Source organism: Celeribacter sp., from assembly GCF_048266405.1.
Lineage (GTDB): Bacteria > Pseudomonadota > Alphaproteobacteria > Rhodobacterales > Rhodobacteraceae > Celeribacter.
In genome coordinates this window covers 317,213-331,585 of sequence record NZ_JBLWZO010000001.1, presented here as the reverse complement: position 1 = coordinate 331,585, position 14,373 = coordinate 317,213, and the positions used below count along the sequence as shown (strand labels likewise).

Annotated in this window: 11 protein-coding genes; 8 read left to right on the top strand and 3 right to left on the bottom strand. The window is 58.1% G+C overall.

The window, feature by feature from the left end; genetic code table 11:
* Positions 1-35: 35 nt before the first annotated feature.
* The 4 genes from ACN0TS_RS01685 to ACN0TS_RS01670 all read left to right on the top strand — a co-directional run bounded on the left by ACN0TS_RS01685 (position 36) and on the right by ACN0TS_RS01670 (position 4,784).
* The gene (locus tag ACN0TS_RS01685) at positions 36-1,325 is read left to right on the top strand and encodes an MFS transporter (RefSeq protein WP_417257580.1); all 1,290 of its coding nucleotides are present in this window, start codon (positions 36-38) and stop codon (positions 1,323-1,325) included.
* Between the two features lie 156 nt (positions 1,326-1,481).
* Positions 1,482-2,087 (top strand): DUF924 family protein, encoded by a 606-nt coding sequence (locus tag ACN0TS_RS01680; RefSeq protein WP_417257579.1) that lies wholly within the window; start codon positions 1,482-1,484, stop codon positions 2,085-2,087.
* 163 nt (positions 2,088-2,250) lie between these two features.
* Positions 2,251-3,645, top strand: a complete 1,395-nt coding sequence (gene lpdA / locus ACN0TS_RS01675; protein WP_417257578.1) for a dihydrolipoyl dehydrogenase — start codon at positions 2,251-2,253, stop codon at positions 3,643-3,645.
* A gap of 164 nt (positions 3,646-3,809) precedes the next feature.
* The gene (locus ACN0TS_RS01670) at positions 3,810-4,784 is read left to right on the top strand and encodes a LysR family transcriptional regulator (protein WP_417257577.1); all 975 of its coding nucleotides are present in this window, start codon (positions 3,810-3,812) and stop codon (positions 4,782-4,784) included.
* A gap of 69 nt (positions 4,785-4,853) precedes the next feature.
* Here ACN0TS_RS01670 and ACN0TS_RS01665 read toward each other — a convergent pair whose 3' ends face one another.
* The gene (locus tag ACN0TS_RS01665) at positions 4,854-5,210 is read right to left on the bottom strand and encodes a rhodanese-like domain-containing protein (RefSeq protein ID WP_417257576.1); all 357 of its coding nucleotides are present in this window, start codon (positions 5,208-5,210) and stop codon (positions 4,854-4,856) included.
* Positions 5,211-5,465: 255 nt separating this feature from the next.
* Between ACN0TS_RS01665 and uvrA the strand changes: the two genes are divergently transcribed.
* A complete protein-coding gene (gene uvrA, locus ACN0TS_RS01660) occupies positions 5,466-8,360 on the top strand; it encodes an excinuclease ABC subunit UvrA (RefSeq protein ID WP_417257575.1) in 2,895 nt (964 codons plus the stop codon).
* Entirely contained in the window at positions 8,357-8,794 is a 438-nt protein-coding gene (locus ACN0TS_RS01655; RefSeq protein ID WP_417257574.1) for an NUDIX hydrolase, read from the top strand. The genes uvrA and ACN0TS_RS01655 overlap by 4 nt, the downstream gene beginning before the upstream one ends.
* Here ACN0TS_RS01655 and ACN0TS_RS01650 read toward each other — a convergent pair.
* Positions 8,791-9,537, bottom strand: a complete 747-nt coding sequence (locus tag ACN0TS_RS01650; protein ID WP_417257573.1) for a hypothetical protein — start codon at positions 9,535-9,537, stop codon at positions 8,791-8,793. The genes ACN0TS_RS01655 and ACN0TS_RS01650 overlap by 4 nt on opposite strands.
* Positions 9,538-9,630: 93 nt before the next feature.
* The gene (gene serS, locus ACN0TS_RS01645) at positions 9,631-10,923 is read right to left on the bottom strand and encodes a serine--tRNA ligase (protein WP_417257572.1); all 1,293 of its coding nucleotides are present in this window, start codon (positions 10,921-10,923) and stop codon (positions 9,631-9,633) included.
* Positions 10,924-11,277: 354 nt separating this feature from the next.
* On the opposite strand from serS, the gene yajC reads away from it, so the two are divergent.
* Positions 11,278-11,601 (top strand): preprotein translocase subunit YajC, encoded by a 324-nt coding sequence (gene yajC, locus ACN0TS_RS01640; RefSeq protein WP_417257571.1) that lies wholly within the window; start codon positions 11,278-11,280, stop codon positions 11,599-11,601.
* A gap of 133 nt (positions 11,602-11,734) precedes the next feature.
* Complete coding sequence (gene secD / locus ACN0TS_RS01635) at positions 11,735-14,362, top strand: protein translocase subunit SecD (protein WP_417258166.1); 2,628 nt, start codon at positions 11,735-11,737, stop codon at positions 14,360-14,362.
* Positions 14,363-14,373: the final 11 nt, after the last annotated feature.

Below are 14,373 nucleotides of genomic sequence, written 5' to 3'. Positions count from 1 at the left end.
TTTCCCCTGCGCGGCGAATCTGTCAGGGCTGTGGAATGAAACAAGTTCTCTCTTCCTCCTCCGCGCTGCTTTTCGGCGTCTTGCTCCTGATGGTCGGCAACGGCTTGCAAGGCTCTCTCTTGGGCGTGCGCGCAGGGCTTGAGGGGTTTTCGACCTTTCATATCTCGATCATCATGTCGGGCTATTTCGCGGGGTTCTTGGGCGGGTCGCGCACCACGCCGTGGATGATCCGCCGTGTGGGCCATGTGCGGGTCTTTGCGGCACTTGCCTCCTTCATTTCTGCTGCTTTGATCCTGTTCCCCGTGGTGACACATCCCGTGGCGTGGACGGTGCTGCGCGTGGTCTTGGGCTTTTGTTTCTCAGGCGTGTATGTCACGGCGGAAAGCTGGCTTAACAATGCCTCCACCAACGAAGTACGCGGCAAGGCGCTGTCGGCCTATATGGTTGTGCAGATGGTTGGCATTGTCGTGGCACAGGCGATCCTGTCGCAAGGCGATCCATCGGGGTGGGTCTTGTTCATCATCCCCTCCGTACTCGTGTCGGTCTCCTTCGCGCCGATTTTGCTTTCTGTGACACCGACGCCGCCGTTCGAGACCTCCAAGCCGATGACGCTCAAACGTCTGTATGAGGTCTCGCCCTTGGGCTGCGTTGGGATGTTTTTCATGGGCGGGGTATTTGCCGCACAAATGGGGATGGCGGCGGTTTATGCAACTCAGGCGGGCTTTACCCTTGGGCAGATTTCGACCTTTATCGCGGTGATTTATATCGGCGCGGTGATGTTGCAACTGCCCATCGGGTGGATTTCAGACCGCATGGATCGCCGTGTGGTGATCCTTGTTGTGGCGTTTGTCGGTGCAACTTCGGCGCTGGCAGGGGTCGTATTTGGCAGCTCACTCACTGTGGTTCTGATTGCCGCCTTTATGACAGGGGGGATGGCCAACCCGCTGTATTCACTGTTGATTGCTCATACCAATGACTACCTTGATCCCGATGATATGGCGGCGTCTTCAGGTGGGCTGATCTTTATCAATGGGGTCGGGGCCGTGGGCGGTCCTGTGGTTGCGGGCTATCTCATGGGGATGATGGGGCCGCATGGCTATTGGGTCTTGCAGGCGGTCTTGATGTTCTTGGTGGCGGGCTATGCCGCCTATCGCACGACACGTCGCGCCGCAATCCCGATCGAGGAGACCTCGCACTACGTTACGGTTCTGCCATCGACCTCGCCTGTGGCGTCTGAAGTGGCGCAGGAGGTGGCGATTGAATTGGCCGAGGCTGATGATCCGTCAACTGGTGGCGAAACGGGGTCTATTACCCCGTCGGTGTGAGCCTGCGCGGGGCGCCGCGCTCTGCTCCAGACCTGATAAAATGTTTCAAATGCGCAACAATGTTACCGCTGACATGGGGTATGTTTTAATTTACTTGCGTCATGTGGTGGGTTTTGTAACAGTTCTATTAACTGGAGCCAGAGATGGAGTGAGAACATGGCCCCCATTCACGCACAACAGTCCGAAAAGACTCCCGAAGAGATTCTGGCCTTTTGGCTCGACGAGTTGCAACCAAAGGACTGGTACAACAGCAGTGAGGAACTGGATACCCGTATTCGCGAGGAGTTCGAGTTCACATGGCAACGTGCGCAGGAGGGAGCCTATTCGTTGTGGCTGACCTACCCGACGGGGGCGTTGGCCTATATCATTCTGAACGACCAGATGCCGCGCAACATGTTTCGTGGGTCGGGCAAATCCTTTGCCTCCGACCGCACCGCGTTGGCGGCCGCGAAAGCGGTGATCGAAAAGCGGTGGGATATGCGCGTGGATGGGCTTGCGCGGCAATTTTTCTACCTGCCTTTGATGCATTCCGAATGCCAAACCGATCAGGATCGTTGTGTGCGACTGATGTGCGAGCGCTTGAAAGGGCAGGACAACAACCTGCTCCACGCCCGTGTTCACCGTGAAGTGATCCGCATGTTTGGCCGTTTTCCCTATCGTAACGAGGCACTTGGCCGTCGCACCACCGAGGCTGAAGCGCAGTTTATGGCCGAGGGGGGCTATGCCGCCTTGCTCAAGGAGCTTGATAAACTCGCCGCATAAGCATCGAAATTGCGTGGCAGAGGCCAAATGCAGACTGTTGCGCATTGCGCAGCAGGTATGCGCCTAGTGGGTATCAGGATTTCGGCGCTGCAAACGTCAGCGTCGTTGCTCTGATTTTCAAATTAGTTTAGCATCAAACTAATTTGAAAATCTGGAGGACCTCATGGCAGATCAAACCTTCGACATCGTTGTAATCGGTGCCGGCCCTGGCGGCTACGTGGCCGCAATTCGCGCCGCTCAACTTGGCCTGAGTGTGGCCTGTGTCGAGCGTGAGAACCTTGGGGGCATCTGCCTGAACTGGGGCTGTATCCCGACCAAAGCGCTGTTGCGCTCGGCTGAGGTCTATCACAACATGGAGCGGGCCAAGGAATTTGGTCTCTCCGCTGATAAATTCTCCTTTGATCTCGACGCCATTGTGAAGCGTTCGCGCGGCGTGGCCAATCAGATGAACGGCGGTATCAAAACCCTGTTCAAGAAGAACAAAGTGACCTCGATCATGGGCGAGGCCAAAATCGCTGCCAAAGGCAAGGTTGTGGTCAAGACCGAGAAGGGCGAAGAAACGCTATTGGCCAAGAATATCATCGTAGCCACAGGGGCGCGCGCTCGTGAACTTCCCGGTCTTGAGGCCGATGGCGATCTGGTGTGGACCTACCGCCATGCGCTTGTCCCCAAACGGATGCCTAAAAAGCTGCTCGTGATTGGGTCAGGGGCTATCGGTATCGAATTTGCAAGCTTCTTCAACACCTTCGGCGCAGATACCACTGTGGTCGAGGTCATGGATCGCGTGCTGCCCGTCGAGGACAAAGACATCTCGGCCTTTGCGAAAAAGCAGTTCGTAAAACAAGGGATCACCATTCTGGAGAAAACCACGGTCAAGAAACTGGACCGCTCCGCAGGCAAGGTTGTTGCCCATTTTGAGGACGCGAAAGGTACGACCACGCAAGAGTTCGACACAGTGATTTCCGCTGTCGGAATCGTCGGCAATGTTGAGGGGATCGGCCTCGAAGAACTTGGCGTGAAAATCGACCGCACCCATGTCGTAACGGACGAGTATTGCCGCACGGGCGTCGAGGGCGTGTTTGCCATTGGCGACATCGCGGGCGCGCCTTGGCTGGCCCACAAGGCCTCCCACGAAGGTGTTATGGTCGCGGAATTGATCGCGGGCCAGAAACCGCACCCGATCAAACCCAATTCCATCGCGGGCTGCACCTATTGTCACCCACAGGTGGCCTCCGTCGGTCTGACCGAGGAAAAGGCCAAAGAGGCGGGTTACAGCGTCAAGGTTGGCAAATTCCCGTTCATCGGCAACGGCAAAGCGGTCGCCATGGGCGAGGCCGAGGGGCTGGTCAAAACCATTTTCGACGAGAAAACGGGCGAGCTTTTGGGCGCACATATGGTTGGCGCGGAAGTCACCGAGATGATTCAGGGCTTTGTGATCGGCAGGACATTGGAAACCACCGAAGAAGACCTGATGCACACTGTCTTCCCACACCCGACCATGTCGGAAATGATGCACGAATCCGTGTTGGCCGCTTACGGTCGCGCACTCCACATCTAAGTGTTTTATTATAGAACCTGCGAAAGCCCTGCCTTTGGTGGGGCTTTTTGCTGTTGTGGGCCGTGTTATGCGTGAGGGACGATGCGGACATTGACCATATGCGGAAAAACGCAAAGGTGGGCGCGGCCCCTTGTGCGTTTGCGCTCATCTGTTAGCCTATCTCAATGACTGATTGGGATTCTCTTAGATATATACTCGCTGTCGCCCGTGAGGGCGGCTTATCCGGTGCCGCACGTGTGCTTGGGGTGAACCACGCGACCGTGTCACGGCAGTTGGCCAAGGCGGAGGATGTCGCAGGCGTGCGCTTCTTCACCCGCCTAGCCTCTGGTCTTCAGCCGACCGAAGCGGGTCAGGTGGCTATTGCACATGCCGAGGAGGTCGAGGCGCGTATGGTTGCGCTCGATATGGCTTTGGCGTCGCGTGACGAAAACGAACAAGGTGAGTTGAAAATCACCATTCCGCCTTTGCTCGCGGATGATCATTTTGCCTCGGACCTCAAAGAATTCAAGGCCTTGCACCCCGGAATCGAGATTTCGATTTTGGGCGCGACCGAGGTGTTGAACCTGCACCGCCGTGAGGCAGACGTGGCCATTCGCGTCACCCGCAACCCCGAGGAAAGCCTTTGGGGGCGGATGATGACCGCGCAGCGGGCAGGGTGGTTTGCTTCGCCTGCCTTCGTTGAGCGCTACGCAGATGTCCTGAACGGCACCGATGTGGAAACGCGGTTGCCGTTCATTTCCTTTACGCCGGCCGCACAAATATGCCCCTCGACGCTCTTTGCCGATCTACCGTCGTGCCGTGTGGCGATCCATACCGATGATATGGTGTCGGCGCTGTCCTTGGCGCGTCAGGGCGTTGGTATTGTGCGCTGTTCGCATTTCTTGGGCGACCCCGATCCGGGGTTGGTGCGGGTGCCGAATGTGGCGCTCACCGATCATATGCCGATCTGGGTGTTGACCCATCCCGACCTGCGCCATGTGCCGCGGGTCACTGAATTTATGCGCTTTATCGCGGGTCGGTTTTCGGCGCGTCGCAGCCTATATGTCGGGCCAGAAAACGACACTACGGGCAATACCATGCGCCCTGATGGGGCCAAGTTCGAGGGCACATTTACCGAAGTGACCGAACCCGCGGAATGATCCGCCACGCAAAGAAAAGGCGCGTCTCCTCGTTTGGGTGGCGCGCCTTTTTTGTGTTTTGTCCGACATTTAGACGTGTTCGATTTCGCCGCCGCCGTGTGTCCAATCGTACAAGCCACCCAAGTTGTCGACCGTCTCGTGTCCAAACTGGCGCAGCATCCGCGCCGCTCCAGACGAGCGGGCCCCTGAGGCGCAATAGAGCACGATGCGCTTGCCCTGTTTGAACTCGGGCAGGCATTCGGGCGATGACGGGTTGGCCCTCATTTGCAACGCGACCAAGGGTACATTAATCGCGCCCTTTGCCTTGCCAGAGCCGCGTAATTCCAACGTGTCACGCACGTCAACGAGCACGATATCGCCCGCAGCCATGCCCGCTTTGACCTCGTCAACGGAGACCTTTGGCGCAGAGTTAAACAGTCCAAACATGGGTGATTCCTTTGTAATCTTGTGCTTGTGTTGAGGTTGAAATACGAGGTGCGCGGCGGGGCGTCTGTGATGAAATCACCAAAACCATTGGGGCGTAGGCCAAGGAGCGGGCCTTGGAGGCGTGATGGGTGAAAAAGTGGCCTAATGCGCCCAAGTTCACACTTTGTTCTCACTTTTGTGTTGGAAGCCCCGCGCCAACCCACTAGATATGAATGGGCCGTCGAGGCGCGGAAATTCTAAGGGTGTGTAGGGCAGATGGCCGATCTTAAATCAATCGAAGTGCGCGGGGCGCGTGAGCATAACCTCAAAAACATTGATGTGGATATTCCGCGCGACCAATTGGTGGTGATTACGGGGCTGTCGGGGTCAGGCAAATCATCGCTTGCCTTTGATACCGTCTACGCCGAAGGGCAGCGCCGCTATGTCGAGAGCTTGAGCGCCTATGCGCGTCAGTTCCTTGATATGATGGGAAAACCCGATGTTGATCACATCTCCGGCCTGTCGCCCGCCATTTCCATCGAGCAGAAAACCACTTCGAAAAACCCGCGCTCCACGGTGGGCACGGTCACGGAAATCTACGACTATATGCGTCTGCTATTTGCTCGCGCAGGCACGCCCTATTCCCCGACCACGGGAGAGCCGATCGAGGCGCAGCAGGTTCAGGATATGGTCGATATCATCATGGCGATGGAGGAGGGCACACGCGGCTATCTCCTCGCGCCGATTGTGCGCGACAGAAAAGGCGAATACCGCAAGGACTTCCTTGAGTTACGCAAGCAAGGGTTCCAGAGGGTCAAGGTCAACGGCGAATTCTACGAGCTGGATGAACCGCCCACGCTGGACAAGAAATTCCGCCACAACATCGACGTTGTTGTTGACCGTCTGGTGGTGCGCGAGGGGTTGGAGACGCGGCTGGCCGACAGTCTGCGCACGGCTCTTGATCTGGCCGACGGAATTGCCATTCTGGAAACCGCGCCGAGGGACGGCGAAGACCCCGTGCGAACGACCTTCTCGGAGAATTTCGCCTGTCCCGTGAGTGGCTTTACGATCCCCGAGATTGAACCGCGGCTGTTCTCGTTCAACGCGCCGTTCGGGGCCTGTCCGACCTGTGATGGACTTGGCATGGAGCTGTTTTTCGACGAACGCCTCGTGGTGCCTGATCACGCGCTGAAAGTGGCTGACGGGGCGATTGCGCCGTGGCGCAAGGGGAAAACGCCGTTTTTCCTGCAAACCATCGAAGCCCTTGCCAAACACTACGAATTTGACGCCAAGACCCCGTGGAAAGACCTGCCTGCGCATGTCCAACAGGTGTTTCTCTACGGCTCTGGGACGGAAGAAATTCCGTTCCGCTACGACGAGGGAGGGCGCGTCTACGAAGTCACGCGCAGCTTTGAGGGCGTGGTGCCGAACATGGAGCGCCGCTACCGTGAAACGGATAGCAATTGGGTGCGCGAAGAGTTCGAACGCTACCAAAACAACCGCCCCTGTGGAGCTTGTGGCGGCTACCGTCTTCGCGAGGAGGCTTTGGCCGTCAAAATCGGCCCGCTCGGTGGCAAACCCGAGGAATTGCTGCACATCGGTCAAGTGGTCAACATGTCGATCCGTGAGGCCTATGCGTGGATTGATAATGTGATGGGTCAGATGACCCGCCAGAAACAGGACATCGCCCGCGCTATCGTCAAAGAGATCCGTGAGCGCCTCGGATTTCTCAATAATGTCGGTCTTGAATACCTGACAATGAGCCGCAATGCGGGGACCTTATCGGGTGGGGAAAGCCAACGTATCCGTCTGGCGAGCCAGATCGGATCGGGCCTTCAGGGCGTGCTTTACGTGTTGGACGAGCCGTCAATCGGGCTGCACCAACGCGACAATGACCGTCTGATCGGGACGCTGAAAAATCTGCGCGATCAGGGGAACACGGTGATCGTGGTTGAACACGATGAGGATATGATCCGCGAGGCCGATTACGTCTTCGATCTCGGCCCGGGCGCAGGGGTCCACGGTGGTCAGGTGGTTGCCAAAGGGACGCCTGCCGATATTGAGGCTGACCCAGCCTCCCTGACGGGGCAGTACCTCACAGGGACGCGCGAGATTGCCATTCCCGTCAAGCGGCGCAAGGGCAACAAGAAGAAGATCAAAGTGGTCAAGGCCACGGGCAACAACCTCAAGGAGGTCACGGCAGAGTTCCCCTTGGGTCAGTTTGTCTGTGTCTCTGGCGTGTCGGGCGGGGGCAAATCTACGCTCACCATCGAAACCCTGTTCAAGACCGCTTCAATGCGCCTGAACGGTGCGCGGCAAACGCCTGCGCCCTGCGAGACGATCAAAGGGCTGGAACACCTCGACAAGGTGATCGACATCGACCAACGGCCCATCGGGCGCACCCCGCGTTCCAACCCCGCGACTTACACGGGCGCCTTCACCCCGATCCGTGATTGGTTCGCGGGCCTGCCCGAAGCTAAGGCGCGTGGATACAAGCCGGGACGGTTCTCGTTCAACGTCAAAGGTGGGCGGTGTGAGGCCTGTAAAGGCGATGGTGTGATCAAGATCGAGATGCACTTTTTGCCCGATGTCTACGTCGAATGCGAGACCTGTCAGGGCAAGCGCTACAATCGCGAGACACTCGAAATTAAGTTTAAAGGCAAGAGTATAGCCGATGTTCTTGATATGACGGTTGAGGATGCGCAGACCTTCTTTGCCGCTGTGCCGAGCATCCGTGAAAAGATGGATGCGCTGATGCGGGTTGGCCTTGGTTATATCAAGGTTGGCCAACAGGCGACGACGCTTTCGGGCGGTGAGGCGCAGCGGGTGAAGCTCTCGAAAGAACTGGCAAAACGCTCCACGGGGCGCACGCTTTATATCCTTGATGAGCCGACCACGGGTCTGCATTTCGAGGATGTGAAAAAGCTGCTCGAAGTGCTGCACGAGTTGGTGGATCAGGGCAATTCGATGATCGTGATCGAGCACAATCTCGACGTGATCAAAACCGCCGACCACATTATCGACATCGGTCCCGAGGGCGGTGACGGCGGTGGTGAGATCGTGGCCACTGGCACGCCCGAAGAGGTGGCCGAGATCGAAGCCTCCCACACGGGTCGCTATCTCAAGCCGATGCTTGAGAAAAATGCAGCCCGCAAACGAGGCGGGAAATGACGTCACCCAGCCCAAAACTCGGGGCTTTGGCGGTTGTGGTGCGCGACGGCTGCGCGCTTTTGGTGCAACGCAGAAATCCGCCTGACGCGGGGACGTGGGGCTTTGCGGGCGGACATGTGGAGTTTGGCGAGAGTTTTGCCGAGGCGGCGGTGCGTGAATTGACCGAGGAAACAGGCGTCATTGCCACGGCTAATCAACTTATTGATACCGCTGAGTTTATCCATCGAAACGGGCAGGGAGATGTGACCCATCATTTCGTGCTAGGAGCTGTGTTATGCGTCTATGTTTCGGGTGATCCCGTGGCTGCCGATGACGCGCTTGATGCGGCTTGGGTGCCGCTCAATGACATCTATGCCAAACGCCTGCCGATGTCTGACAGGGTTGATGAGGTCGCGCGTCGTGCGGAGGCGTTGCTCACTGTGTCTGGCTGCTAGGTGCGGTGTTCGGCCCATCGTTGTGCGGTGAGTTTGTGTTGGTCGTAGGCCAAATATGTGAGGACGAGGAGTATGCCCGCACCGAGGGCTGCTACACTCGCCACGCCCCAGTGGCTTCCCCAGTTTTGCACCGTGATGGCGATCAGCGCCCAAGCGACGCCTAGCGGGTAAAGCGGCGCATCAGGGCGTAGAACGAGGGTTCCATAGAGGGCGACGATAAAGGCCCCAATCAGACACAGGTAGGCCCAGCCGACTTGGCCCAGCCCAAGACCGTAGCCTGCACCAAGGAGCCCCAATCCCGCAAAGGAGGCGGCGGTGAGCCATCCTGCGTAGAGTGCGATCGGTGCGCGTGCGAACCACGGGTCGGTTCTTGGGACGCGGCCAAGGGCCATGAGCGCGGTGGCGAGCATGGCAAAGATCATGATCACCGCCCATACAGGCGAAACCATCGCCACGGGCAACCATGCGGCTCCGATGACGAGCGAGACGATCAGGGGGCTGCGCATGGCACGCCATTCACGCGCGTCTGCGCGTTTGATGAGCCCGAACCCCGCCGAGACCAGCAACCACAGATAAATCACACCCCAGATCGCAAATGCATAGCCTGCGGGCTGCACGGGCGGGTCGATTTGCGGGATCGGGTAAAGGTCGGGATCAAATCCACCGAAATCGGGCGTCATGAATGGCCCAAGCACAAAGGCGAGGGTCGCGGCGAAGGTGAGCAGAGGTTTTATCTGTGTCATTGGGGGGATACGCGTGGGGTGGAGATGTGGATCACAAAAAGATGAAACGACGCCCCGAAGGGCGCCGTCTTTGTCTGTCTGGAATGGTCGCAGTTACGCGAGGGTGCCCTCGACAGTCAGGGTCAGTTTGCCACCAAGGTAGGGGGCGAGTGCGGCGGGCAAGGTCACCGAGCCATCGGCGTTCTGGCCGTTTTCCAACACCGCAATCAATGTCCGTCCCACGGCCAAACCGGAGCCGTTGAGCGTATGCACGAACTGCGGCTTGCCACCATCTGCGGGTTTGAAACGTGCATTCATGCGGCGGGCCTGAAACGCGCCTGTGGTCGATACGGACGAGATTTCGCGGTAGGCGTCCTGACCTGGCAACCACGCCTCAATATCAAAGGTGCGGCGCGCGCCAAAGCCCATGTCGCCTGTGCAAAGCTCAACGGTGCGATAGGGCACGCCGAGCTTTTCGAGCAATCCTTCGGCACAGCCAAGCATCCGCTTTTGTTCGTCCTCAGAGGCATCAGGATGGGTGATCGAGACCATCTCGACCTTTTCAAACTGGTGTTGGCGCAACATGCCAGAGGTGTCGCGGCCTGCGCTGCCCGCCTCGGAGCGGAAACACAGAGAGTGCGCGGTCATACGGATGGGCAGGGCGGATTCGTCGAGCGTCTCGCCTGCGACCGAGTAGGTCAGCGGCACTTCGGAGGTCGGGATGAGCCACCACCCGTTGGTGGTCTGGTAGCTGTCCTCGCCGAATTTCGGCAGCTTATCAGTGCCATACATCGCCTCGTCGCGCACCAGAACGGGCGTGTTGATCTCCGTGAGACCGTTTTCGTCCACATGGGTGTCGATCATGAATTGCGACAAAGCGCGGTGAATGCGGGCCACGGCCCCTTTGAGCATCACAAACCGTGCGCCAGAGGTTTTGGCCCCCGTGGCGAAGTCCATCGACGCGGCCACGCTTGCCAATTCGAAATGCTCTTTGGGTGCGAAGTCGAATTTCGGCACATCGCCCCAACGTTTGATCTCGACGTTGTCGGCCTCGTCGGCCCCCTCGGGCACGTCGTCGGCGGGGATGTTGGGGATGCGGGCCAACAGGTCGGTGAGTTTGTCGTCCTCGGCCTTGGCCTCGTCATTGAGGCGGGCAACTTCGGCCTTTTTCTCGGCTACGAGGGCGCGCAGGCGCTCGAACTCTGCCTCGTCGCCACGGCCTTTGGCGGCGCCCACTTCTTTGGACGCGCGGTTCTGTTCGGCTTTGGCCTCTTCGGCAGCGCCGATCTTGGCGCGGCGCGACTCGTCGATGGCAAGCACCTGTGCAGAGAGGCCAGACAGCCCACGGCGTGCCATAGCGGCGTCAAAAGCGTCAGGGTTTTCGCGGATGGCCTTGATGTCGTGCATCTGTGGAAGTCCTTACAATACGAGGTCACTTTGACACAGCTTATGCAATAGGGCGCGGGCGGGATCAACGGGGGTCTTGTTCTCCGCTCCACTGTCTTGTTTGTGAATCCTCCAGCTCCTTATGTGAACTACACCTGCCGCCGTGAAAAGGGACGGGTGGTCGACACATATGTGTGATTTGCGGTGCAACTTATGGCCGCCTTATAGAATTGGGCACGTGTTCACACCTGTGCGGTATCACATGCCCGTTAAAAATAGAGCAGGCTTTCTTGCCAAGGTCACAGGCCACAGATAGGGTGCGCGGCGACTTGGGGGGTGTGTCCTCCCGCGACTTCAATCAAAAAGGACGACCAGATGTTCGTAACCCCCGCATATGCACAAGCCGCCGGTGGCGCTGCTGCTAACCCCATCATGCAATTCGCGCCGCTGATCCTGATCTTTGCGATCATGTATTTCCTCATGATCCGCCCACAGCAAAAGAAAGCCAAAGCGCATCAGGCGATGATCGCAGCTGTGCGTCGCGGCGACGAAGTTGTGACCGCGGGCGGCATGTACGGAAAAGTGACCAAAGTGCGCGAAGACGGCACGCTCGACGTCGAAGTGGCCGATGGCGTGAAGGTCCGCATCGTGGGGGCCACCCTCCATAACGTGATCTCGAAAACCGAGCCTGCGTCCTAAGAGGCGCTGCGTTAACGACAAGGCCCGCCCGATAGTGAGCGGGCCTTGTCCGCTTTTGACCACAGACTGCCGCGTCCTGACCAAGGGCGCTCCCTAAAACGGGCTCGTGCCCAAACCGACAGGCAAAGATATTATGCTGCAAATCTCGCTTTGGAAAAAGATTGTGATCTGGGGGCTTGTGGCCCTTGGGCTCTATGCTGCGTTGCCCAATGCGTTTTACGCACGGGTTGAGGGGCACAATGATGCCGTAGCTGCAATCGAGAGCGCGGGCGAGACACCCGAACGGGCCGCAGCCCGTGATGCGTGGCCGTCGTTTTTGCCGTCGAACCTCGTGAACCTCGGGCTTGATTTGCGCGGGGGGGCACATTTGCTCGGTGAGGTTGAGGTCGAAGAAGTCTATGCGGCGCGGATTGATGCGCTGTGGCCTGATGTGCGCGATGCCCTGCGTGACGAGCGCGCCACGGTGGGTACCATTCGCCGCCTTGATGCGCCTGACGGTGTGCTGCGTGTGCGTATTTCCCAAGCGGAGGGGATGGAAGCGGCTCTGGCTGCTGTGCGTAAATTGTCCTCACCTGTGGTCTCTTTGACCGCTGCGGGGCAGAACGATTACGTGGTTTCTGCCACTAATGACGTGCTGACCGTTGAGCTGTCGGAGGCTGAAAAATCCGCCACCGATGCCCGCACCATGCAGCAGTCGCTCGAAATTATCCGCCGTCGTGTGGATGAGGTCGGCACCCGTGAGCCAACCATCCAGCGCCAAGGCGACGACCGTATTCTCATTCAGGTGCCCGGCATTGGGTCGGCTGCCGAATTGAAATCCCTGATAGGCACCACCGCGAAGCTGACGTTCAACCCTGTTGTTGGCCAGACGACGAACCCTGACCAAGCCCCTGGTGCGCGGAACTTCATCGCGCCGTCGCTCGATCAGGCGGGTGTCTATTACATTCTCGAAGAGACCCCAGTTGTGTCTGGCGATGAGTTGACGGACAGCCAACCTGCGTTTGACCAAAACGGACGGCCCGCTGTGACCTTCCGCTTCAATCCATCGGGGGCGCGTAAATTCGGCGAATACACCGCTGCGAATGTCGGTGCGCCATTTGCCATCGTACTTGATAATGAGGTGATTTCCGCGCCGCGTATCAATGAGGCGATCCGTGGCGGTTCCGGCCAGATCACGGGGAATTTCACCGTTGAGGAAAGCACCGAATTGTCCGTGTTGCTGCGCGCAGGGGCGCTTCCAGCAAAGATCAACTTCCTCGAAGAACGCACCATCGGTCCCGAGCTTGGGGCCGATAGTATCGAGGCGGGTAAAATGGCGACGATGGTGGCCTTTGCTGCTGTGCTGATCTTTATGGCTGTGTCCTACGGGTTATTTGGTATCTTTGCCAACATCGCCCTGATCATCAACGTCGGGTTGCTGTTCGGGCTGTTGTCGATGATCGGTGCGACGCTGACCCTTCCTGGTATAGCGGGGATCGTGTTGACGGTCGGTATGGCCGTGGACGCCAACGTGCTGGTGTTTGAACGTATCCGCGAAGAGTTGAGAACCGCCAAAGGGGCAGGGCGTGCGATTGAGTTGGGCTATGAAAAGGCGCTCTCGGCCATCATCGACGCCAATATCACCACCTTCCTCACTGCGGCGATCTTGTTCGTTATGGGGTCGGGGCCTGTCAAAGGCTTTGCCGTGACGCTTGCCCTCGGGATTTTGACCTCCGTGTTTACCGCTATCTATGTGACCCGCGCGATTGTGGTCGTGTGGTATGGCCGCAAAAACCGCAAAGGGTGGACGCTCGGTGGGCTCAAACTTGTGCGCGACAACACGACGGTCGATTTCTTTAAAACGGGCAAGATCACCTTTGGCTTCTCTGGCCTTCTGGTGGTGGTGTCCTTGGTGTCCTTCCTGCTTATGGGGCTCAACTTTGGTATTGATTTCCGTGGCGGGACAACCATTCGGACCCAGTCCGAAACGGCTGTGGACGTAGGCGAATACCGTGCCGCACTCGCGCCTTTGGGCTTTGGCGATGTGTCGATCACCGAAGTGTTCGACCCGAACTTTGCCGAGAACCAACACGTCGCGATGATCCGCATTGAAGCTCAAGACGATGTGGCATCTATTGCGCCAGAGACGATCCAATTGGTTGAGGACACACTCAAGCAGGTGGATGAGAGCATCACATTCCCATCGGTGGAATCGGTCGGGCCAAAGGTGTCGGGCGAGTTGATCAAGACCGCCGTTTACGCCGTGGCCGCCGCTATGGCCGCCGTGTTGTTCTACATCTGGTTGAGGTTCGAATGGCAGTTCGCGCTTGGTGCCGTGGTGGCACTTATCCACGACATCGCCATCACAATCGGGATATTTGCGATCTTCAAAATCCAGTTCGACCTGACCATCATTGCGGCACTGTTGACCATCGTGGGCTACTCGCTCAACGATACGGTGGTGGTGTTCGACCGTGTGCGTGAGAACCTGCGCAAGTATAAGAAAATGGATCTGGCGGGTGTGCTGAACATGTCGATCAACGAGACATTGTCGCGCACGATCATGACCTCTGGAACCACGCTTGTGGCGCTCATCGCGCTGTTGGTTTTGGGCGGCGATGTGATCCGTGGCTTTGTCTTTGCGATGACGCTCGGTATCGTGGTCGGGACTTGGTCCTCTGTCTTTATCGCCTCCAACATCTTGCTGTGGCTCGGTGTGAAACGCGATTGGGAGAAGAAAGACCTCGCCCCCGGCATTCAGGCTGACGGCAGTTCTGTCTAAGGATTTCGACC

Excerpts from the sequence above, each read along its gene's own strand:
- ACN0TS_RS01685 (WP_417257580.1), top strand. The coding sequence starts at position 36 with ATGAAACAAGTTCTCTCTTCCTCCTCCGCGCTGCTTTTCGGCGTCTTG.
- ACN0TS_RS01680 (WP_417257579.1), top strand. The coding sequence starts at position 1,482 with ATGGCCCCCATTCACGCACAACAGTCCGAAAAGACTCCCGAAGAGATT.
- lpdA (WP_417257578.1), top strand. The coding sequence starts at position 2,251 with ATGGCAGATCAAACCTTCGACATCGTTGTAATCGGTGCCGGCCCTGGC.
- ACN0TS_RS01670 (WP_417257577.1), top strand. The coding sequence starts at position 3,810 with ATGACTGATTGGGATTCTCTTAGATATATACTCGCTGTCGCCCGTGAG.
- ACN0TS_RS01665 (WP_417257576.1), bottom strand. The coding sequence starts at position 5,210 with ATGTTTGGACTGTTTAACTCTGCGCCAAAGGTCTCCGTTGACGAGGTC.
- uvrA (WP_417257575.1), top strand. The coding sequence starts at position 5,466 with ATGGCCGATCTTAAATCAATCGAAGTGCGCGGGGCGCGTGAGCATAAC.
- ACN0TS_RS01655 (WP_417257574.1), top strand. The coding sequence starts at position 8,357 with ATGACGTCACCCAGCCCAAAACTCGGGGCTTTGGCGGTTGTGGTGCGC.
- ACN0TS_RS01650 (WP_417257573.1), bottom strand. The coding sequence starts at position 9,537 with ATGACACAGATAAAACCTCTGCTCACCTTCGCCGCGACCCTCGCCTTT.
- serS (WP_417257572.1), bottom strand. The coding sequence starts at position 10,923 with ATGCACGACATCAAGGCCATCCGCGAAAACCCTGACGCTTTTGACGCC.
- yajC (WP_417257571.1), top strand. The coding sequence starts at position 11,278 with ATGTTCGTAACCCCCGCATATGCACAAGCCGCCGGTGGCGCTGCTGCT.
- secD (WP_417258166.1), top strand. The coding sequence starts at position 11,735 with ATGCTGCAAATCTCGCTTTGGAAAAAGATTGTGATCTGGGGGCTTGTG.